Origin of the sequence: Rhodanobacter sp. LX-99, from assembly GCF_018599185.1 — a bacterium.
In the GTDB taxonomy this organism is placed as follows: domain Bacteria; phylum Pseudomonadota; class Gammaproteobacteria; order Xanthomonadales; family Rhodanobacteraceae; genus Rhodanobacter.
This window is the reverse complement of sequence record NZ_JAHFVL010000001.1, coordinates 423,386-442,595: the sequence shown is the minus strand read 5'-3', so window position 1 is coordinate 442,595 and position 19,210 is coordinate 423,386. Positions and strand designations below refer to the sequence as shown.

Here is a 19,210-nt window from a genome sequence, read left to right as displayed (position 1 = left end):
CGCAGGGCCGAAGTCGAGGGGCTGCCGCCGCGCCGGCACTTCGACTTCACTCGCTGACGCGAGTTACGCTCGGTGCGAACGGAAGTTGGCTCAATTGGCACTGCCAATCAGGAACAACGATGAACAAAGATTCCAATACCGATGTCAGCCGCCTCGACTGGGCCAAGGGCAACGGCCTGCTGCCGGCGATCGTGCAGCACTGGCTGAGCGGCGAGGTGCTGATGCTCGGCTACATGAATGCCGACGCGCTGGCGCAGACGCAGGCCCGCGGCCTGGTGACGTTCTATAGCCGCAGCAGGCAGCGGTTGTGGACCAAGGGCGAGAGCTCCGGCCACGTGCTGGCGTTGAAGTCGATCCGCGCCGACTGCGACGCCGACACTTTGCTGATCCAGGCCGAGCCGCATGGCCCGACCTGTCACCTCGGCACGTCCAGCTGCTTCGGCAAAACCGTGCGGCCGCCGCTGGGTTTCCTTGCCGAACTCGACGCGCTGGTCGCGCAGCGCCATGCCGAGCGGCCGGCAGGCAGCTATACCACCAGGCTGTTCGAGGGCGGCATGCGCCGGATCGCACAGAAAGTGGGCGAGGAAGGTGTCGAGACGGCGTTGGCTGCCGTAGCGCAGGGCGATGCCGAACTGCTCGGCGAGGCGGCGGACCTGGTTTTCCATCTCACCGTGGCGCTGCGCGCGCGCGGGCTCGACTTGGCTGATGTCGCCCGCGTGCTGGCCGACCGGCACGCGGGACGCGGCTGAGTCGATTTACCGTGAAGTGGCGACGGAGGCGCTGCCGGCCGGTGTCGCGGGTTTGAATGGCAGCATCGGTCCCGGGGTGACCCCTTTGCGCCACAAGGCGAGCTGCTCCGCAATGCCGCCGCCGATGTCGATCTGCGGTTCCGACGGCGTCAGCTTGTCCTTCTGCTCCCACTGGCTGATCTCGCCGCTGGCCCGCTTGAAGGCTTCGATGAAATCCGGGGTGTGGTTCAGCGCGTCGACCAGCCAGGCCTTGCCGAAATAGGTGATGTCCGAATCGCTGCCGCAGCCGAACGAGCTGCGGTCGGCGCGGGCGGCGGTGAGCACCAGGGTGCCGGGGCCGCGCAGCGGCGGCACGAAGCCGCCGGAATAGCAGGCGTTGACCACGACCACCTTCCACTTGAACGGATGCATGGACAGGATGCCGGCCAGGTCGCTGGCGCCGAGCTGGTCCAGCGGCAGCGGGTCCATGTCGACCAGCAGGCTGTGATCCTCGCTGCCGTGGCTGGTGAGGTACAGCAGCAGGATGTCCTGGTCCGGCTGCATCACCTTGCCCAGGCCTTCGAGCGCAGTTTCCAGGTTGCTCCAGCTGGCCAGCGGACGGGTGGTCAGGCTGGCCGGGTTGTTCTCCAGCACCAGGCTGTGGGTGGTGGCGCCGAAGCGCTGCGCGAACAGCCGCGCGGCGTATTCGGCTTCATTGCGGAATACGTCCTCGCTGCCGTCGCCGGCGAAGACGAGCAGGTACAAGTTGGGTTTGCCGGGTATGCGAGGGCCGAGTTCCGCCAGCGCGTCGCGCATCATTCGCGGCTGCGCATACAGCACCTGTTCCGGCGTCGGAGCCTGGCCGGGCCAGTTGTCGACATCGGTGTCGCCGTCCAGTGCGGTGTCCGGCTCGACGTCGACGGACGCAGCTGGCGCAGGATGGCCGATGGTCGAGTGCATCGCCGTTTGGCCAGGCCACCACGTCGCCAGCAGCACCCCGGCGGCGAACGCAAGCAGGACGGTCAGGGCGCTACGCATGGCGGGCTCGCGCGGCAGGTTCAGGGCGTGATCGCTTTGAAATCGCGATAAACCGGGTGGCGCGGCGATTCGGGCAGGGCCTGTGGCTCGCGGATCAGCCAGCCGGTATGGAAGCCGGCGGCTCGCGCGGCGTCGAGTTCCTCCACGATATCGGACAGGAACAGCAGGTGCCGGGGCTGCTCCCCGATCGCCTCGGCGATGCGCCGGTAGGATTCGGTTTCGCGCTTCGGGCCGGTTTCTGTATCGAAGTAGCCGGCAAACAGCGCGCTCAGGTCGCCCGCCTCGCTGTGCTGGAAGAACAACCGCTGCGCCGGCACCGAGCCGGAGGAGTAGATGTACAGCCGCAGTCCGTCGGCGCGCCAGTCGCGCAATCGTGCGGCGACTTCCGGATAGATGTGGGCGCGGTAGTCGCCGGCCTCGTAGCCATCCTTCCAGATCATCCCCTGCAGCGCCTTCAGCGCAGTGGACTTGCGGTCCTGGTCGATCCACTGCAGCAGCAGTTCGATGATGTCCTGGCGCCGGGCTTCCACCAATCCGGCTTCCATGGCCGCCTCGTGCAGCCAGTGCTGCACCTCGGGCTTGGTGCCGTGGGTTTCGACGAAGGCCGGCAGCCGCTTGCGCGCGTACGGAAACAGCACGTCGCGGACGAAGTCGATCGAGCTGGTGGTGCCTTCGATGTCGGTGACGATGGCGCGGATTTCGATCATGGCGGCGGTGGCTTGGGTGGGTAGGCCAGCATAAACGAATGGCGCGCAGGCGGCCGTTATCAGCCCGGCGTAGCCTGGTGCGGCTGCATCCGCGGGAACCGCTGCGCGATGTCGTCGCCGGTGAAGTTGGCTACCCAGCCTTCCTTGTTGGTGAACAGCCGGATCGCCACGAAGCAGGGCGATTCGCTCATGTCGAACCAGTGGCGGGTGCCGTCCGGCACGCCGATCAGGTCGCCCTGTTCGCACAGCACGTCGTAGACCTTGCCGCCGATGTGCAGGGTGAACTGGCCGGCGCCGGCGACGAAGAAGCGCACTTCGTCCTCGCTGTGGGTGTGCTCGCTGAGGAACTTCTGGCGCAGCACGGCGCGGTCGGGATGATCGGGGGCGAGACTGATCACGTCGACGGACTGGTAACCCTTCTCGCCCATCAGGCGGTCGATGTCGCCGCGATAGGCCGCGATCACCTCGTCCTGGCTGGCGCCCGGCGCGATCGGCTGGCTGGCGTCCCACCGTTCGAAGCGGACGCCGACCTTGCCCAGCTCGGCGGCAATCGCGGCGTGCTCGTCGATCGTTGCCTGCGGCGATTGCGGTCGGGTTTCGTCGAAGATGCGCAGTCGGCTCATGATGCCCTCAGCTTTTTCAGGTCAAGTTCGCAGCCGAGCAGGAACTCCAGCGCCTCCAGATGGCGCTGGGTCTCGGCCATGTCGCGGCCCCAGGTGTAGATGCCGTGGCCGTCGATCAGGTAGGCGTGCAGCGGCTTGCCCGCGTCCAGCCAGGCGTCGACCCGGGCCACCAGTTCGGGCATGTGCTGGGTGTTCGGGAACACCGGGATCTCCAGCACGCTCTCATGGGTGTGGTAGCCGGTGATCGCCTTCTGCAGCTCCCAGCCCTGCAGGCGCACGGCGCCCTCGGCGGCGAACAGCCGCGACGCCACGCTTTGCGTGCGCGAGTGGGTATGCAGCACGGCGTTCATCTCCGGCCAGCGCCGGTAGATCTGGGTATGCAGCGCCGTCTCGGCGCTGGGGCGGGCATCGGTGCCGACGGCATTCCCGTCCAGGTCGATCAGCATGATGTCGTCGCGGCCGAGCCTGCCCTTGTGCCGGCCGGAGATGGTGATCGCCGCGTGGTCTGCATCGACCCGCATCGAGAAGTTGCTGCTGGTCGCCGGCGTCCAGCCGAGCATGGACAGCTCGCGCGCGGCGTCGGCAATGGTGGCGGCGCACTGCTCGAACGCTCTGGCGGGGATCGTGGCTGGAAGGATCTGGCTCATGCGGTTTGGACGTCCAAATGAGCGTCGACTATACCATGCGCCCGGCCGCCGCCCGGTTGGAATGAGAGCCATTCTCGCAAGTCAGGAAAAATTGGGGCGGTGGGCGTAACATCGGCGCGAATCCGGCGCAGGGTGTGCCGGACAGATCCCGACGGAGGCTTGCCCATGTCGAAAGAACAAGATCTCGAATCGCGTCGTCGATTCCTCAAGGTGGCTGCCGGCACGACGGCGGCAGCGGTGGTGTTCGGTGGCTTGCCGCGCTTTGCGCGTGCGGCGGACCTGCCGCCGGTGAGCGAGTCGGACCCGACCGCGAAGGCATTGGGCTACGTGGAGGACGCCAGCAAGACCACCAACGCCAAGTACAAGGCAGGCGACGATTGCGCGAACTGCCAGTTCTACACCGGTGGCGCCACCGGTCGCGGGCCGTGTCAGCTGTTCCCCGGCAAATCGGTGAACGCGAAAGGCTGGTGCGTGTCGCACACGCCGAAGAAGGCCTGATCGCCTGCCGATCACATCGGGAATTCCGCCATGCAAAAGGCCGGCTGATCGCCGGCCTTTTTGTTTTCGCTGACGGAGAAGGGGACGAAAAGGCCATCGTGCGGGCAAAAGTGCGGCCCGGACACATCAGGCTGAGGAGCTTACCCACCTGACGCGCCGAGCCGCGATCCGGGGCCCACTGCCAAGTGATCAACCCGCGGACTGAGGATGATACTCCCGAGTTCGGCGAAAGGGCGACCGGTCCCTCGATTTCTCTTGAAAAGTTCTCGTTAAACCTTGCAAAAACAATAACTTGCCATCGAGTCCATAAGATTTATAAAGAACTTTACCATTCTGCGACAATGGGCGAATATCGCTTTCATTTAGTGAAAATAAGCGATTTTTGGCGACGTTCACCGAGATTGACGAATCAAGGCTTCGGAGCTTCGGCCGTGGAGCGGCGCAGGTGGCTGTGCCGGTTGCCGTAACCGAAATAGATCACCAGCCCGAGGATGGTCCAGACAACCATCAGCGACCAGTTGTACCAGGCCATCGTGGACAGCAGGGCGAGGCAGCTGAGGATGCCGAGCGTGCAGATCACCGGTGCGAACGGCACGCGGAAGGTGCGCGGCAGTTCCGGCCGGGTATGCCGCAGGATCCACACGCCGGCGCAAACCGCCATGAACGCGATCAGCGTGCCCATCGACACCAGGTCGCCCAGCACGTCCAGCGGAAAGATCGCCGCGAGCAGGGCGATGCCGGCGCCGGTGATCAGCGTATTCAGGTGCGGGGTGCGATAGCGCGGGTGGATTCGCGTGAACACCTTCGGCAGCATGCCGTCGCGGCCCATGATCATGAAGATGCGCGGCTGCGCGATGACCATCACCAGCACCACCGACGACAGGCCCAGCAGCGCGCCGACCTCCACCAGCCAGCGCAGCCATTCCAGTTGCGGGTGCCCGTGCAGGGCGGTCACCACCGGCTCGTCGGTGCCGAGCAGGGTGTAAGAACTGAGGCCGGTCATCACCGCGGCCATCGCGATGTACAGCACGGTGCAGATCGCCAGCGAAGCGAGGATGCCGATCGGCAGGTCGCGCTGCGGATTGCGTGATTCCTGCGCCGCCACCGAGGTTGCCTCGAAGCCGATGTAGGCGAAGAACACCATCGCCGCGCCGCGCAGCACGCCGCCCCAGCCGTATTTGTAGTGGCCCTGCGATTCCGGCACGAACGGGGTCCAGTTGGACGGGTCGACATAGCGCCAGCCGACCACGATCACCAGGGTGATCAGGCCGACCTTGAGCGCCACCATCGCGGCGTTCGCCAGGCTCGACTCGCGGATGCCCACGTAGCAGATCCAGGTCAGCAGCAGGATGAGCACCACCGCCGGCAGGTTGAACAGTGCGCCGGTGGCGACCAGGTGATGGTCGGCCGTGAATGCCAGCGGCGCACTGGTCAGCGCCGCAGGGATGCTCAGATCCATCTGGAAGACCGTGCCGATGTGCTCCAGCAGGCTGAGGAAATAACCGGTCCAGCTCACCGCCACCGCCGAGGCGGATACGCCGTATTCCAGCACCAGGTTCCAGCCGATGAACCATGCCATCAGTTCGCCGAGCGTCGCATAGGCGTAGGAATAGGCGCTGCCGGAGACCGGGATAAGCGTGGCGAACTCGGCGTAGCACAGCGCGGTGAACGTGCTGCAGATCGCCGCCAGGATGAAGGACAGGATCACCGCCGGGCCGGCATGGTCGGCCGCGGCCTGTCCGGTGATCACGAAGATGCCGCCGCCGATCACCGCCCCGATGCCCAATGCGGTCAGCCCCCACGGTCCGAGGGTGCGGCGCAGGGTGGGGCCGTGGGTGTCGTCGGGTTCGTTGAAATCGGTCTTGCGTGCGAGCAACTGCTTGAGCATGGGAAGTCGTCTTCGAAAGCGGGGCGTCCGGTTCTATCCGGTGGGCATCACAAGCGCGGCAGCCGGCGCTATGGGCGCCGGCTGCCGGTGGCTTGTCAGTGGGCGTTCTGGCGCAACTTGCTGTTGCGATAGCCGTAGAAGACGTAGATCAGGAAGCCGATCGCGATCCAGCCAAGCATCAGCGGCCAGCGCTCCTTGAAAGCCTGCCAGAACAGGAACAGGCAGGCAGCAGCACCCAGCGGGCAGACGATCCACGGCAGCGGCACGCGGAACGCGCGCGGCAGATCCGGTCGCGTGCGACGCAGCACCAGCACGCCGATGCAGACGGTGGCGAAGGCCAGCAAGGTGCCCATCGAGACCAGGTCGCCGAGCACGTCCACCGGGAACAGGCCGGCAAGGATGCAGGCGATCACGCCCACCAGGATGGTGCCGATATAGGGCGTGCGGTGTTTCGGATGCACGCGCCCCAGTGCCGGCGGCAGCAGGCCGTCGCGCGACATCGAATAGAAGATGCGCGGCTGGCCCATCAGCATCACCAGCACCACCGAACTCAAACCCGCGAGGGCGGCGAACACCACCAGGATCTTCAGCGCGCCCAGGAGATAGCTGGATGCGCTGCCGGCAGCGACGGTGCCGAGCACATAGTTGATCGCGGTAGCGACCGGCTCAGGCGTATTGAGCATGCGGAACGGCGTCGTGCCGGTCATGACCGCGGCCATCGCCACATACAGCACGGTGCAGATCAGCAGCGAGCCGAGAATGCCGATCGGCATGTCGCGCTGCGGGTTCCTGGCCTCACCGGCTGCGGTGGAGACCGCGTCGAATCCGATGTAGGCAAAGAACACCAGGGTGGCGCCGCGGTAGATGCCGCTCCAGCCGAACTTCGAGCCGCCTTCGTTGGCCGGAATGAACGGGTGCCACAGGTCGGCGTTGATGTAGTTGAACATCACCACCAGGAACAGCAGGATCACACTCACCTTGATGGCCACGATGATCGCGTTGACCGCCGCCGACTGCGTGATGCCGAGATAGCAAAGCCAGCTGATCGCACCGACGATCAGGACGGCTGGCAGGTTGACCAGGGCGCCGGTGAACACCAGCTTGTGGCCTCCTGTGGCGAAGGTAAGCGGGGCCGAGGAGAGTGCCGCCGGCAAGTTGAAATTCAGCCCCGTCATCGAACTGAGCATGCGCAGCATTTCGCCGAAGTAGCCCGACCAGGCCACCGCCACGGTCGAGGCGGCGAACAGGTATTCGAGTACCAGCGCCCAGCCGACGAACCAGGCGACCACTTCGCCCAGGGTGGCGTAGGAATAAGAGTAGGCGCTGCCGGACACCGGCAGCATCGCGGCGAATTCCGCGTAACACATGCCGGCCAGGCCACAAGCGACGGCGGCAATCAGGAAGCTGAGAATCAAGGCGGGGCCAGCGAATTGTGCGGCCGCCGTGCCGGTGATGGCGAAGATGCCGGCGCCGATCACCGCACCGATGCCAAGCATCACCAGGTGGCGTGCGGTCAGTGCCCGCTTCAGCGTGACCTCGCCGGCAGAGCTGCCTTCGACGGGTTCGCCGGCGTCCACATGAGGCATCGCCTCAATGGCGTGAGTGGCAAATAGACCTTTTATCATCAAGCTCCCCTCAAGTGATTTTTGCCCGCTTCCGCTCTGCGGCGGATCGGCGTTACGGGCAGGCAATGGCGGGCCAACATAGCCCAGCGATAGATGATGTACAAGCTTCGTTCATGTTGCGGCGAAACATGCCGCGACGAGTTTCAACCCACGCCAACGGATGCCCATGCAACAGCCAGCCATCATCATGATCGACGCAATCCGGCGCTACCGTGACCAATGGCAGGGGGAGGCGGCGATAGCCGCGCAGTTCGAGACATTCCTGCATACGCACGCGAATGCATTCGAGCGCAGCAACGCGACTGGCCATTTCACCGGTTCGAGCTGGCTGGTGAGTGCGGACGGCGCACGCGTGTTGTTGATGCATCACCGCAAGCTGGATCGTTGGCTGCAACCGGGCGGCCATGCCGATGGCGATGCCGACCTGGCGCGCGTGGCGTTGCGCGAGGCGCAGGAGGAAACCGGCGTCGCCGGCCTGCGCGTCGAAGGCGGCATCTTCGATATCGACAGGCATCGCATTCCGGCGCGCGCCGATGAGCCGGAGCACTGGCATTACGACGTGCGTTACGTGGTGCGTGCGGGGGCTGAAGATCGCTTCGCGGTGAATCCCGAATCGCGCGCGCTGGCGTGGCGAGCGGTGGCGGATGTGGCCGCTGATGCCAGCCTCGATGCTTCGCTGCGGCGGATGGCGCACAAGTGGCTGGGCCGTTCATCGGCTCCGTAGGCTGACGATGCCGGCCATTGTTTCCTAGGCGTATTTCGCAGGCGCCGGGTTGAGGTGGCCGCAGGCGTCGCAGGTGCGCGCTTCGGGCGAGCCGTAGAAGCGCTCGAACACCGGCGGGAAGTCGCGCTCGATGCTGTCGAGCACGAAGTATTCCTCGTACAGCTTGTGGTTGCACCGTTCGCAGAACCACATCAGGCCGTCCTTTTCGCCCGCGACGCGGCGGCGCTCGATCACCAGCCCGATGGAGCCGGCGGCGCGGTTCGGCGAGTGCGGCACGCGTGGCGGCAGGTAGAAGATCTCCCCGGCGCGCAGCGGGATGTCGCGTGCCGCGCCGTCGACCTGCACTTTCAGCGTGATTTCGCCCTCGAGCTGGTAGAAAAACTCGGGGCCTTCGTCGTAGTGATAGTCGGTGCGCGCGTTCGGCCCGCCCACGACCATGATGATGAAGTCGCCGTCGACGATGCACTTGTTGCCCACCGGCGGCTTCAGCAGGTGACGGTGTTCGTCGATCCAGCGCTCGAGGTTGATGGGCGGCAGCAAGGCCATGGCGGTGGTTCCTGGAGAAGTAACGGACACCTTAGCGCCGCCGTGGCGGCAAAAAAAGCCGCGGCGGCTCAGACCTCCAGCGTCGCCAGGTCGCCCTTTTCCTCCAGCCAGGACTTGCGGTCGCCGGCGCGTTTCTTGGCCAGCAGCATGTCCATCAGCTTGGCGGTGCCGTCGCCGTCGCCGACGGTGAGCTGCACCAGGCGACGCGTGTCCGGGTGGATCGTCGACTCGCGCAACTGCGGCGGGTTCATCTCGCCCAGGCCCTTGAAGCGGGTGGTGCTGACCGCGCCCTTCATCTTCTCGCGCGCGATCCGCTGCAGCATCGCTTCCTTCTCGCTCTCGTCCAGGCAATAAAACACCTGCTTGCCCACGTCGACGCGGAACAGTGGCGGCATCGCCACGAACACGTGGCCCTCGCTGACCAGCCGCGGGAAATGCCGCAGGAACAGCGCCGACAGCAGGGTGGCGATGTGCAGGCCGTCGGAGTCGGCGTCGGCGAGGATGATCACCTTGCCGTAGCGCAGGCTGGACAGGTCGTCCTTGCCCGGATCGCAACCGATCGCCACCGCCAGGTTGTGCACTTCCTCCGACGCCAGCACCGAAGTGGATTCGACTTCCCAGGTGTTGAGGATCTTGCCGCGCAGCGGCAGGATCGCCTGGAACTCCTTGTCGCGCGCCTGCTTGGCGCTGCCGCCGGCGGAGTCGCCCTCGACCAGGAACAGTTCCGTGCGGGTGAGATCGGTGGCGGTGCAGTCGGCCAGCTTGCCGGGCAGTTGCGGGCCCTGGGTGATCTTCTTGCGCACGATCTGCTTGGCCGCCTTCAGGCGCGCGCTGGCGCGCTCGATCGCCAGCTGGGCGATGCGCTCGCCCATCTCCACGTTCTGGTTGAGCCACAGGCTGAAGGCATCGTGGATGACGTTCTCGACCATGCCGGCGGTCTGCCGCGAGGACAGCCGCTCCTTGGTCTGGCCGGCGAACTGCGGGTCCTGCAACCGCGCGGACAGCACGAACGCGAGGCGCTCCCACACGTCTTCCGGCGCCAGTTTCACGCCGCGCGGCAGCAGGTTGCGGATGTCGCAGAACTCGCGGACCGCGGTGGTGAGGCCCGAGCGCAGGCCGTTGACGTGGGTGCCGCCCTGAGCGGTGGGGATCAGGTTGACGTAGCTCTCCTGCACCAGTTCGCCTTCCGGCAACCAGGCCAGCGCCACCTCCAGGCCCTCCACGTCGCGCGCCATGCGGTGCACGAACAGCTCGTTCGGCAACGCCTCGATGCCGTCGAGTTCGCCGCGCAGGTAATCGCGCAGGCCATCCTCGTAATGCCATTCGACGACTTCGCCGCTGGCGACATCGGTGAGCTTGACGTTGAGGCCGGCGCACAGCACCGCCTTGGCGCGCAGCAGGTGCTTGAGCTTGCCCAGCGAAATTTTCGGCGAGTCGAAATACTTCGCCTCCGGCCAGAAGCGCAACGTGGTGCCGCTGCGCTTCTTCGGCACCGTGCCGATCACTTCCAGCGGGCTGACCTTGTCGCCGTGGGCGAATACCATCTGGTATTCGGAGCCGTCGCGGCGGATGGTCACCTCGACCCGATCGGACAGCGCGTTGACCACCGACACGCCGACGCCGTGCAGGCCGCCGGAGAAGTTGTAGTTCTTGCCGCTGAACTTGCCGCCGGCGTGCAGCCGGGTCATGATCAGCTCGACGCCGGACACGCCTTCCTCCGGGTGAATATCCACCGGCATGCCGCGGCCGTCGTCGCTCACTTCCACCGAACCGTCGTCGTGCAGCACCACTTCGATGGTCTTCGCGTGGCCGGCCAGCGCCTCGTCCACCGAGTTGTCCACCACCTCCTGCACCAGATGGTTCGGGCGGGTGGTGTCGGTATACATGCCGGGGCGGCGTTTGACCGGATCCAGGCCGGAGAGGACTTCGATGTCGGCGGCGTTGTAGCGACTGCTCATGCGTGTGTTTCGATCCGGTAAAGACGACAAAGCATGGGGCGCGCGGGCGGGCAGGGTCAAGCCGGCCAGGGCGGATCAGCGATAGCCTTGCGCCTGCAGCGAGAACAGGTGGGCATAGTGGCCGCCCAGCGCCATCAGCTGTTCGTGGCTGCCGTGTTCCACGGTGCGGCCGTCCTGGATCACGATGATCTGGTCGGCCATGCGCACGGTGGAGAAGCGGTGCGAGATCAGGATGGCGATACGGTTGCCGGCCAGTTCGCGGAAGTGCTCGAAGATGGTCGCCTCGGCGGCGGCGTCCATCGCCGCGGTGGGTTCGTCCAGCACCAGGATGTCGGCACGCGAACGCATGAAGGCGCGCGCCAGCGCGATCTTCTGCCATTGCCCGCCGGACAGCTCGCGGCCGTCGCGGAACCACTTGCCGAGCTGGGTCTCGAAGCCAGCCGGCAGGCTGTCGATGAAGTCGCTGGCCATGCCCTTGTCGCTGGCCTCGCGCCAGCGCGCTTCGTCCTCGAAGTGGCTGACGTCGCCGGCGCCCACGTTCTCGCCCACGCGCATCTGGTAGCGCGCGAAGTCCTGGAAGATCACGCCGATGCGTTGCAACAGGGTGCTTTCGTCCCAGTCGCGCAGGTCGGTGCCGTCGAGCAGGATGCGGCCGCTGTCAGGCGCATACAGTCGCGTCAGCAGCTTGATCAGGGTGGTCTTGCCCGAACCGTTCTGTCCGACCAGGGCCAGCGATTCGCCGGGGCGGATGTGCAGGTTGATGTCGTGCAGCGTCGGTTCGCCGGCGCCGGGGTAGGTGAAGCCGACGTGCTCGAAGCGGATGCCGTCGTCGGGCTTCGCGCCGCGTTGCGCGACGCCCAACGAAGGCGGCACCGGGGTTTCCAGGTATTCGTACAGGGTGGACAGGTACAGGTTGTCCTCGTACATGCCGCCGATCGCCGACAACATCGCCGACACCGCCGACTGGCCCTGGCGGAACAGCATCAGGTACATCGTCATCTGGCCCAGCGTAATGCGCGCGACCACGGTGCTGGCGGCGATCCACGCGTACGCGCCGTACAGCGTGAGCGTGCCGAGCAGGCCCAGCCCGAAGCCCCAGCTCTCGCGGCGCACGGTGAGGTCGCGGTCGTCGCTGTAGAGCTTGTCGAAGATGTCGCGGTAGCGGCCCAGCAGCAGCGGGCCGAGGCCGAACAACTTCACTTCCTTGGCGTGGTCCTCGCGCGCCAGCACGGTTTCCAGGTACAGCTGCATGCGCGTTTCCGGCGAGCGCCAGCGGAACAGCCGGAACGCGTCGCCGGAGAACTTCGTCTCGGCAAAGAACGACGGCAGCCCGGCCAGCAGCAGCAGCAGCACCGCCCACGGCGAGAACTGGAACAGCAGGCTGCCGTAGCTGAGCAGCGAGATCGCGTTCTGGCCCAGCCCGAACGTGCGCGTCACCAGTGACAGCGGCCGGCTCGACGCCTCGCGGCGGGCGCGGGTAAGCTTGTCGTAGAACTCCGAATCCTCGAAGTGCGCCAGCTGCAGGGTCAGCGCCTTCTCCAGGATCATCACGTTGACGCGCTGCCCCAGTTGCGCGCGCAGCAGCGACTGGCACATCGACAGTCCGCGCTGCGCGCCGGCCAGCGCCGCCACCAGCACGCCTTCCAGCGCCACCCATTCGAATACCGGCCGCAGCGAGGCATGGCCGCTGGCGGTCCATGACCGGCTGGCGTTGACCACCGCGTCGACGATGTGCGCACCGACGTAGGCCACGCCGGCCGGCAGCAGGCCGGCGACCAGGGTCAGCAGCGCCAATGCGATGGTCAGCGGCCGACTGGTGCTCCACACCAGCTCCAGCGCGCGCCCGCTGTAGCGGAACACGCCCAGGAAACTGCGCGTGAGTTCGGTCGATTCGGCGGGTTCGGTGGAATGGTGGGGCGGCACGTGGGGAAGTCGTCAGGCCGTGGGCGCCGTTTGCGCGGAACTCCCGAGATGGGGGCCGTGCCGCTTCACGCAAGATGGGAGGCGTGCCGCCTCGCGCCAGTCAGTGCAGCTGAACTTCCACGACCTGCCGGTCCGGCTGGTACAGCGCCGGGAACAGCCGCTTCAGCCGCGCCACCTTCGGCGCGTCGTTGTAGACGATGTACGGGTTGTTCGGGTGCAGGCGGAAATAGTTCTGGTGGTACGCCTCGGCCGGGTAGAACGCCTTCAGCGGCACCACCTGGGTCACGATCGGTGCCGGGAAGGATTTGGCCGCGGTCAGTTGCGCGATGTAGCTGCTGGCGATCCGCTTCTGCTCGGCGTTGCCGTAGAAGATCGCCGAGCGGTACTGGCTGCCGACATCCGGGCCCTGCCGGTTCAGCTCGGTCGGATCGAGCGCAACCGAGAAGAACACCTGCAGCAAGGTGCCGTAGCTGACCTCGGCCGGGTCGTAGTGCACCTGCACCGATTCGGCGTGGCCGGTGTCGCCCTCGCTGACCTCGTCGTAGTGGGCAGTGGCGGCGTCGCCGCCGGAGTAGCCGGCGATCACCTGGTGCACGCCCTTGACGTGCTCGAACACCGCCTCGATGCCCCAGAAGCAGCCGCCGGCCAGCACCGCGACCTGTTCGCCGCGGGCGGTGGTTTTCGGCGCATCGACGGTCGGCGCCGGGAGCGCGCCGCTGGCGGCGGACACCGGCTGGCACGCGCTCACGGCCAGCATCAGCAGGGCGGCCAGCGGGATGACATGGAGTGGGCTGCGACGGATCATGTTGCGCCTCGCCGGAATGGCCATAAGGTGGCCCGTACCTGTTCTTCGTCGAGCATGGGCCATCGGTTACCTTTACCGCGTCGGCCGGCCGGGTACCATCACCGGCGGTCGGTCTTCATGGGGTACGGGATGCACGGTTCCATCGATCTGGACGCCTATCTGCGGCGCATCGGCTGGCACGGCGGCGTTGCCGCCGACGAGGCCACCTTGCGCGGCCTGGCGGTGGCGCATGTGGCCGCGATCCCGTTCGAGAACCTCAACCCGCTGCTCGGCCTGCCGGTCGAACTGGATACGCCGGCACTGGAGCGAAAACTCGTGCACGACGGCCGCGGCGGCTACTGCTTCGAGCAGAACCTGCTGTTCGCCGCGGTGTTGCGGGCGATCGGATTCGAGGTGTCGGGGCTGATCGCGCGCGTGCTGTGGCAGCACCCGGAAGATGCCGTCACCGCGCAGACGCACATGCTGCTGCGCGTCGAACTGGACGGCGGCAGTTGGTTGACGGATGTCGGTTTCGGCGGCCAGGTGCTGACCGGGGCGTTGCGGCTGCAGGCCGACGTCGAACAACCGACCGGCCACGAGCCGTTCCGGCTGGTCGTGCGCGACGGCGACTGGCGCATGCAGTCGCTGGTGCGCGGGCAATGGCTGTCGCTGTACCGCTTCGACCTGCGGCCCAGCCAGTTGGTCGATTACGTGGTGGCCAACCACTACGTATCCACGCATCCGGCGTCGCGCTTCCCGAGCAACCTGATCGCAGCGCGCACCACCGCCGACCGGCGCATGAGCCTGCTCAACCATGAGTACACCGTGCGTCGGCTCGGTCGCGAACCCGAGCGGCACAGCTTGCGCGACAGCGCTGCGATACGGCGCGTGCTGGAGGATGAATTCCTGTTGCGCCTGCCCGTGCACGCCGACCTCGATCGGCGGCTGGACAGCCTGCCGGGTTAGGAATGCGGATCGGCCAGCACGCGGATCTCCACGTCGTCGATGCCGACCACCTGGCCCGCGTGGATCTTGCAGGTCTTGCGCAGCTCCATCGCGCCGTCGACACGCACCGCGCCGCTGGCCACGATCGCCTTGCCGGCGCCGCCGCTGTCGCACAGGCCGACCAGCTTCAGCAGCAGGTTGAGCTCGACGTAGTCGCCTTCCAGTTCAAAGTCGATGGTTTGCATGGTTTTCCACGGTGAAGGGAGCGGCCCGCTTTCAGGCGGACGGATGATGGTCGTCGAACGCGCTGTCGGGCAGCGCCAGGAACGCGAACCACGGCATGTCGTGGTCGCTGCCGAAGGTGGCCGCGTCATCGAGGATGCCGAGCAGGATGTCGTAGTCCGCTGCGGCGGACTGGCGCAGTTCGTCGGCGTGCTCGAACAGCAGCACGTAGCCCCAGGCCGGCATCCAGCCGAGATCGCGCAGGCAGTCGGCCAGGGCGTCCCAGTTGTGGCCGAACGTGGCCGGCAGCTGCAGCGACACGGCGAGCCGGCGCAGCAGTTCGCCCTTGTCGTGGCAGCCGGCGAGGTCGGTGCGGCAGACGCACAGCTCGTCGCGGGCGGCGGCGCGCGCGAGCCGGTCGAGATCGTTGACGCCGACGAAGTACACCCCGCTCTGGGTGGGCTTGGTCAGGTCCAGGTCGAAACCGTGCGGACTCATCGGTCCACCTCGAAACGGCGGAAGCTGCGGTAATGATCGTCGGTGTAGTACCAGGCTACCGGCGGCGTGCCGCCGGTGATGATGCGCCGCGCGCCGCGGTTGCGCGCGCCGGGCGTTTCCACCGTGTATTCGTGGTAGTAGCCGCGCGGCTGCTGCGGCAGCAGGCCCTCGTAGTTGCCGAACACGCTACCGTCCTGGCTGTGTTCGAACGGGCCGCCGCGAGCGATCCGATCCAGCGTGGCGTGTGCCTCCGCCGGCAGGAATGCGGGTACGTCGGTGCCGGCGGGGCGGTCCGGCGCGCGGGGCGATGCGCTGCTGTCCGCGCTGGCAGCCGGGCCGGTGGCGATCTGCGGCGTGCCGGCATGGCGGTTCCACAGCGTCACCGCAAGGACGATGAATGCCAGCAGGATCAGAGGCTTGAGTTGGCGCATGCGGATGGGCTGGCGGTGGATGCGCCGCGAGCTTAACAGGGCGGGGCGACGGGCTACGTGAGAGACGTTGCCCGCAGGGTTTCGTGATCGCAGGAAATTGCGCACACTCCGGCGGACCCGTGGATACGGCGCTGCGCGCCGCCCACCCGATCCTTAGGAGTATGGATGAGCACCACCCCCGACCACGCCGGCGGGCGCCTGCCGCGGCAGATTGCCTACATCATCGGCAACGAAGGCTGCGAGCGCTTCTCGTTCTACGGGATGCGCAACATCCTCACCCCGTTCCTGATCACCACCTTGCTGCTGTACATGCCCGAGGGGCAACGCACGCTGGCGGCGAAGGACGTGTTCCACACCTTCGTGATCGGCGTGTACTTCTTCCCGCTGCTCGGCGGCTGGCTGGCCGACCGTTTCTTCGGCAAGTACAACACCGTGCTGTGGATGAGCCTGGTGTACTGCCTCGGCCACGCCTGCCTGGCGTTCTTCGAGAACAACCGCCTTGGCTTCTTCACCGGCCTGGGCCTGATCGCGCTGGGCGCGGGCGGCATCAAGCCGCTGGTGGCGTCGTTCATGGGCGACCAGTTCGACCGGTCGAACAAGCACCTGGCGAAAGTGGTGTTCGACGCGTTCTACTGGATCATCAACTTCGGCTCGTTCTTCGCCTCGCTGCTGATGCCGCTGTTCCTGCATCACTTCGGCGCGGCGGTGGCGTTCGGCATTCCCGGCGGCCTGATGTTCATCGCCACCGTGGTGTTCTGGCTGGGCCGCCGGCAGTACGTGATGCTGCCGCCGACGCCGCCCGATCCCAACGCGTTCTCGCGAGTATTGCGCACGGCACTGCTGGCGCACCGGCCCGGGCAGGCGCGGCCCGGTTTGTGGATCGCGGCCGCCGGCGTGCTGGTGGCACTGGGCGGCTTCGGCCTGATCGGCTCGCTCGGCTTCGTGATCGTCGCCTGCTTCGCGCTGGTGGCGCTGATCGGCGGCGTCGGCGGCGGCGCGTGGCTGCAGATGGAGCGCGCCCGCGGCCTGCATCCGGATGCGGCGGTGGACGGCGCGCGCAACGTGCTGCGCGTGCTGGTGATCTTCGCGCTGACCACGCCGTTCTTCTCGCTGTTCGACCAGAAGGCCTCGACCTGGGTGGTGCAGGGCCACGAGATGACCATGCCGTCGTGGTTCCATGCCGCGCAGATGCAGGCGCTGAACCCGATGCTGGTGATGCTGCTGATCCCGTTCAACAACCTGGTGCTGTATCCGCTGCTGCGCCGCCTCGGCTACGAGCCCACCGCGCTGCGCCGGATGACCGCCGGCATCGGGTTCAGCGGCCTGGCGTGGATCGTGGTGGGCGGACTGCAGGTGGTGATCGACGGCGGCGATCCGCTGTCGATCGTGTGGCAGGTGCTGCCGTACGCGCTGCTGACCTTCGGCGAGGTGCTGGTCTCGGCGACCGGACTGGAGTTCGCCTACAGCCAGGCGCCGGCATCGATGAAAGGCGTGGTGATGAGCTTCTGGAACCTCACCACGACCATCGGCAACCTGTGGGTGCTGCTGGCCAACGCGGCGGTGCGCAACGAAACCGTCACGGGTTCCATTGCCGGCACGGGGCTCAGCGTCACCGCGTTCCAGATGTTCTTCTTCGCCGCGTTCGCGCTGCTCGCCGCGCTGGCGTTCGGCCTGTATGCGCGACGCTATCGCGAAGTGGACAACTATCGTTCCGGTTGATCAGGCCAACGCATCGACGCGCGCCTGCAGCGCCATCGCCGCGGCCGGGTTGCGGTGCTTGGCGGCGCTGATGAAGAACACGAACACGTCGCGCGGCGGGCCTGGCGGTTGCAGCGCGGCGGCGTGCGGCAGGTCGGCGATGTCGTTGCCCGCGGCCCAGGTGTGCGCGTATCCGGCCCAGCGGTCCAGTTCGGCGGGCGTGTAGCCGGTGGGGTTGCCGTCTTCGCTGCGCATCAATCGTGCGTAGCTGAAGTCACCGGTGAGGTCGGCCAGCGAAGGGTAGTCGGGCGAGTCGGTGAATACGGTGGGCACGCGCTGCGCGCGCGCCAGTTCCACGTAGCGTGCGTCGAGGAAACTGGGGTGGCGTACCTCCAGCACGTGGCGCAGCGGCTGGCCGTCCAGTTCGCGCGGCAGCTTGTCGAGGAAGGCGGAGAGGTCGCTGGCATCGAACGGCCGTGACGGCGGCAGCTGCCACAGGATCGGCCCCAGCCGGTCGCCCATCTCGGCCAGGCCGCCGTGCACGAAGCCGCGGATGCCGTTGCCGGTGTCGGCCAGTCGTTTGCCTTCGGCGATGTAGCGCGGCGCCTTCAGCGAGAACACGAAACCGGCCGGCGTCTCCGCGGCCCACTTGGCGTAGGTCGCCGGCTTCTGCGCGCCGTAGAACGTGCCGTTGATCTCGATCGCACGCAGCTGGCGGCTGGCGTATTCCAGCTCGCGCCGTTGCACCAGCTTGGCCGGATAGAAGTTGTCGCGCCACGGCGCGTAGTTCCAGCCGCCGATGCCGACGCGGATGCGCGGGCCGACCGGGCTGGCGGGGGCGAACAGGTCGTTCATGGCTGCACTCCTGCGGCAGGCTTGCCCAGGTGCTCGGCGGCGCCGATGCACAGCACCAGCCACGCCGCGCCCGCGGCGTAGCCGGCCATCACGTCGCTGAAATAGTGCACCTGCAGCAGCACGCGGCTGATCCCGACCACGCCGACCAGCAGCACCGCGGCGGCGATCACCGCGCGATGGAATCGTTGCGGCAGCAGGCGCAGCAGCACGTAGGCGAGCATGCCGTAGAACACGATGGAGCCGAAGGCATGGCCGCTGGGGAAACTCCAGCCGCGCTCGACGATGAAGCCGTGGTCGTGCAGCGGCCGCACCCGCTGGAACAGCGCCTTGAGGCTGCCGTTGATCGGCAGGATGCCGAACAGTGCCACCACCCAGACGCCCGCCAGCTGTCGGTGCCGGCGCAGCAGCAGGAGCACTGCCACCACGGCGGCCGCCGGCGCCACCCACAGCAGGTCGCCGAGATGGGTGACCATCGCGATGCCTTGCAATATCGGCAATGGCAATTGCGTACGCAGATTCGCGGCCAGGCCGGTGTCGAAGCGCGCCAGCTCGCCTGCCTGCTGGCCGGCTACCGCGGAGGCGATGGCGAGGAACAGCAGGGCAAGCGCCAGCAGCAGGATCAGCCCGATCTGCCAGCGCAGCGCGGTCGGCGTATCGCCGCGCGCGAGCGCATGGCGCCGCCGGCGCGCGTTGTGCCGCCAGGCGAGGTCCCCGGCCAGCAGGGCCAGCAACAGCAGCAGTGCCCACAGCCGCAGGGCATGGGCGGCGATCCATTCCACGGGGTCCATCGCGTTCCTCGGTTCGACGTGGCCGCACTGCGCGGCACGATGGCGCCATGATCGGCGTTGCCGCGTGCTGCGTCGAGGCCGTGA

20 protein-coding genes are annotated in these 19,210 nt (G+C 67.0%); 5 read left to right on the top strand and 15 right to left on the bottom strand.

What is annotated here, in order from left to right:
* Positions 1–119: 119 nt before the first annotated feature.
* Entirely contained in the window at positions 120–749 is a 630-nt protein-coding gene (gene hisIE, locus KK131_RS02225) for a bifunctional phosphoribosyl-AMP cyclohydrolase/phosphoribosyl-ATP diphosphatase HisIE (protein WP_214554971.1), read from the top strand.
* A 6-nt stretch (positions 750–755) separates the two neighbouring features.
* Here the strand turns inward: hisIE and KK131_RS02220 are convergent, their stop codons facing one another.
* From KK131_RS02220 to KK131_RS02205, 4 genes are read right to left on the bottom strand one after another with little or no spacing between them, the layout of a single operon-like run.
* Positions 756–1,766, bottom strand: a complete 1,011-nt coding sequence (locus KK131_RS02220) for a C13 family peptidase (RefSeq protein WP_214554969.1) — start codon at positions 1,764–1,766, stop codon at positions 756–758.
* 20 nt (positions 1,767–1,786) lie between these two features.
* Positions 1,787–2,473: an acireductone synthase gene (gene mtnC / locus KK131_RS02215; RefSeq protein ID WP_214554967.1), complete on the bottom strand. Its 687-nt coding sequence runs from the start codon at positions 2,471–2,473 to the stop codon at positions 1,787–1,789.
* 59 nt (positions 2,474–2,532) lie between these two features.
* Entirely contained in the window at positions 2,533–3,096 is a 564-nt protein-coding gene (locus KK131_RS02210; protein ID WP_214554965.1) for an acireductone dioxygenase, read from the bottom strand.
* Positions 3,093–3,743 carry a methylthioribulose 1-phosphate dehydratase gene (locus KK131_RS02205; RefSeq protein WP_214554963.1) on the bottom strand — a complete coding sequence of 217 codons (651 nt, stop codon included), beginning with the start codon at positions 3,741–3,743 and terminating at the stop codon, positions 3,093–3,095. Before KK131_RS02205 ends, KK131_RS02210 begins: the two co-directional genes overlap by 4 nt.
* A 165-nt stretch (positions 3,744–3,908) precedes the next feature.
* On the opposite strand from KK131_RS02205, the gene KK131_RS02200 reads away from it, so the two are divergent.
* Positions 3,909–4,241 carry a high-potential iron-sulfur protein gene (locus KK131_RS02200; protein ID WP_214554961.1) on the top strand — a complete coding sequence of 111 codons (333 nt, stop codon included), beginning with the start codon at positions 3,909–3,911 and terminating at the stop codon, positions 4,239–4,241.
* 409 nt (positions 4,242–4,650) lie between these two features.
* Here KK131_RS02200 and KK131_RS02195 read toward each other — a convergent pair whose 3' ends face one another.
* A complete protein-coding gene (locus KK131_RS02195) occupies positions 4,651–6,129 on the bottom strand; it encodes an amino acid permease (protein WP_214554959.1) in 1,479 nt (492 codons plus the stop codon).
* 95 nt (positions 6,130–6,224) lie between these two features.
* Positions 6,225–7,754, bottom strand: coding sequence for an amino acid permease (locus tag KK131_RS02190; RefSeq protein WP_214554957.1), 1,530 nt, complete (start codon positions 7,752–7,754; stop codon positions 6,225–6,227).
* 166 nt (positions 7,755–7,920) lie between these two features.
* Here KK131_RS02190 and KK131_RS02185 point away from each other — a divergent pair, with 166 nt between their 5' ends.
* Positions 7,921–8,478 (top strand): NUDIX hydrolase, encoded by a 558-nt coding sequence (locus tag KK131_RS02185; protein ID WP_214554955.1) that lies wholly within the window; start codon positions 7,921–7,923, stop codon positions 8,476–8,478.
* Between the two features lie 24 nt (positions 8,479–8,502).
* Here KK131_RS02185 and KK131_RS02180 read toward each other — a convergent pair whose 3' ends face one another.
* From KK131_RS02180 to msrA, 4 genes are all read right to left on the bottom strand, one after another.
* Positions 8,503–9,024 carry a 3-hydroxyanthranilate 3,4-dioxygenase gene (locus KK131_RS02180; protein WP_214554953.1) on the bottom strand — a complete coding sequence of 174 codons (522 nt, stop codon included), beginning with the start codon at positions 9,022–9,024 and terminating at the stop codon, positions 8,503–8,505.
* 68 nt (positions 9,025–9,092) lie between these two features.
* Positions 9,093–10,982: a DNA topoisomerase IV subunit B gene (gene parE / locus KK131_RS02175; RefSeq protein ID WP_214554950.1), complete on the bottom strand. Its 1,890-nt coding sequence runs from the start codon at positions 10,980–10,982 to the stop codon at positions 9,093–9,095.
* A gap of 75 nt (positions 10,983–11,057) precedes the next feature.
* Complete coding sequence (locus KK131_RS02170; protein ID WP_345777228.1) at positions 11,058–12,905, bottom strand: ABC transporter ATP-binding protein; 1,848 nt, start codon at positions 12,903–12,905, stop codon at positions 11,058–11,060.
* 100 nt (positions 12,906–13,005) lie between these two features.
* The gene (msrA, locus tag KK131_RS02165; RefSeq protein ID WP_214554948.1) at positions 13,006–13,710 is read right to left on the bottom strand and encodes a peptide-methionine (S)-S-oxide reductase MsrA; all 705 of its coding nucleotides are present in this window, start codon (positions 13,708–13,710) and stop codon (positions 13,006–13,008) included.
* A 129-nt stretch (positions 13,711–13,839) separates the two neighbouring features.
* Here msrA and KK131_RS02160 point away from each other — a divergent pair, with 129 nt between their 5' ends.
* Complete coding sequence (locus KK131_RS02160) at positions 13,840–14,655, top strand: arylamine N-acetyltransferase (protein ID WP_214554947.1); 816 nt, start codon at positions 13,840–13,842, stop codon at positions 14,653–14,655.
* Here KK131_RS02160 and KK131_RS02155 read toward each other — a convergent pair.
* The 3 genes from KK131_RS02155 to KK131_RS02145 are packed head-to-tail and all read right to left on the bottom strand — an operon-like array spanning position 14,652 to position 15,785.
* On the bottom strand, positions 14,652–14,879 hold the full coding sequence (locus KK131_RS02155; protein WP_214554945.1) for an RNA-binding S4 domain-containing protein: 228 nt from the start codon (positions 14,877–14,879) through the stop codon (positions 14,652–14,654). The genes KK131_RS02160 and KK131_RS02155 overlap by 4 nt on opposite strands.
* A 31-nt stretch (positions 14,880–14,910) precedes the next feature.
* Positions 14,911–15,354 carry a barstar family protein gene (locus KK131_RS02150; RefSeq protein ID WP_214554944.1) on the bottom strand — a complete coding sequence of 148 codons (444 nt, stop codon included), beginning with the start codon at positions 15,352–15,354 and terminating at the stop codon, positions 14,911–14,913.
* A complete protein-coding gene (locus KK131_RS02145; RefSeq protein ID WP_214554943.1) occupies positions 15,351–15,785 on the bottom strand; it encodes a ribonuclease domain-containing protein in 435 nt (144 codons plus the stop codon). The genes KK131_RS02150 and KK131_RS02145 overlap by 4 nt, the downstream gene beginning before the upstream one ends.
* A 165-nt stretch (positions 15,786–15,950) precedes the next feature.
* Between KK131_RS02145 and KK131_RS02140 the strand changes: the two genes are divergently transcribed.
* Positions 15,951–17,504: an oligopeptide:H+ symporter gene (locus KK131_RS02140; protein ID WP_214554942.1), complete on the top strand. Its 1,554-nt coding sequence runs from the start codon at positions 15,951–15,953 to the stop codon at positions 17,502–17,504.
* On the opposite strand, the gene KK131_RS02135 is transcribed toward KK131_RS02140, so the two are convergent.
* A complete protein-coding gene (locus KK131_RS02135) occupies positions 17,505–18,338 on the bottom strand; it encodes a DUF72 domain-containing protein (RefSeq protein WP_214554941.1) in 834 nt (277 codons plus the stop codon).
* Positions 18,335–19,126, bottom strand: a complete 792-nt coding sequence (locus tag KK131_RS02130) for a phosphatase PAP2 family protein (protein ID WP_214554939.1) — start codon at positions 19,124–19,126, stop codon at positions 18,335–18,337. The genes KK131_RS02135 and KK131_RS02130 overlap by 4 nt, the downstream gene beginning before the upstream one ends.
* Positions 19,127–19,210: the final 84 nt, after the last annotated feature.

Bases quoted from the DNA above. Each gene is read 5' to 3' on its own strand.
- mtnC (WP_214554967.1), bottom strand. From the start codon at position 2,473: ATGATCGAAATCCGCGCCATCGTCACCGACATCGAAGGCACCACCAGC.
- KK131_RS02210 (WP_214554965.1), bottom strand. From the start codon at position 3,096: ATGAGCCGACTGCGCATCTTCGACGAAACCCGACCGCAATCGCCGCAG.
- parE (WP_214554950.1), bottom strand. From the start codon at position 10,982: ATGAGCAGTCGCTACAACGCCGCCGACATCGAAGTCCTCTCCGGCCTG.
- KK131_RS02130 (WP_214554939.1), bottom strand. From the start codon at position 19,126: ATGGACCCCGTGGAATGGATCGCCGCCCATGCCCTGCGGCTGTGGGCA.
- msrA (WP_214554948.1), bottom strand. From the start codon at position 13,710: ATGATCCGTCGCAGCCCACTCCATGTCATCCCGCTGGCCGCCCTGCTG.
- KK131_RS02155 (WP_214554945.1), bottom strand. From the start codon at position 14,879: ATGCAAACCATCGACTTTGAACTGGAAGGCGACTACGTCGAGCTCAAC.
- KK131_RS02195 (WP_214554959.1), bottom strand. From the start codon at position 6,129: ATGCTCAAGCAGTTGCTCGCACGCAAGACCGATTTCAACGAACCCGAC.
- KK131_RS02145 (WP_214554943.1), bottom strand. From the start codon at position 15,785: ATGCGCCAACTCAAGCCTCTGATCCTGCTGGCATTCATCGTCCTTGCG.
- hisIE (WP_214554971.1), top strand. From the start codon at position 120: ATGAACAAAGATTCCAATACCGATGTCAGCCGCCTCGACTGGGCCAAG.
- KK131_RS02220 (WP_214554969.1), bottom strand. From the start codon at position 1,766: ATGCGTAGCGCCCTGACCGTCCTGCTTGCGTTCGCCGCCGGGGTGCTG.
- KK131_RS02190 (WP_214554957.1), bottom strand. From the start codon at position 7,754: ATGATAAAAGGTCTATTTGCCACTCACGCCATTGAGGCGATGCCTCAT.
- KK131_RS02185 (WP_214554955.1), top strand. From the start codon at position 7,921: ATGCAACAGCCAGCCATCATCATGATCGACGCAATCCGGCGCTACCGT.
- KK131_RS02150 (WP_214554944.1), bottom strand. From the start codon at position 15,354: ATGAGTCCGCACGGTTTCGACCTGGACCTGACCAAGCCCACCCAGAGC.
- KK131_RS02205 (WP_214554963.1), bottom strand. From the start codon at position 3,743: ATGAGCCAGATCCTTCCAGCCACGATCCCCGCCAGAGCGTTCGAGCAG.
- KK131_RS02180 (WP_214554953.1), bottom strand. From the start codon at position 9,024: ATGGCCTTGCTGCCGCCCATCAACCTCGAGCGCTGGATCGACGAACAC.
- KK131_RS02160 (WP_214554947.1), top strand. From the start codon at position 13,840: ATGCACGGTTCCATCGATCTGGACGCCTATCTGCGGCGCATCGGCTGG.
- KK131_RS02135 (WP_214554941.1), bottom strand. From the start codon at position 18,338: ATGAACGACCTGTTCGCCCCCGCCAGCCCGGTCGGCCCGCGCATCCGC.
- KK131_RS02140 (WP_214554942.1), top strand. From the start codon at position 15,951: ATGAGCACCACCCCCGACCACGCCGGCGGGCGCCTGCCGCGGCAGATT.
- KK131_RS02200 (WP_214554961.1), top strand. From the start codon at position 3,909: ATGTCGAAAGAACAAGATCTCGAATCGCGTCGTCGATTCCTCAAGGTG.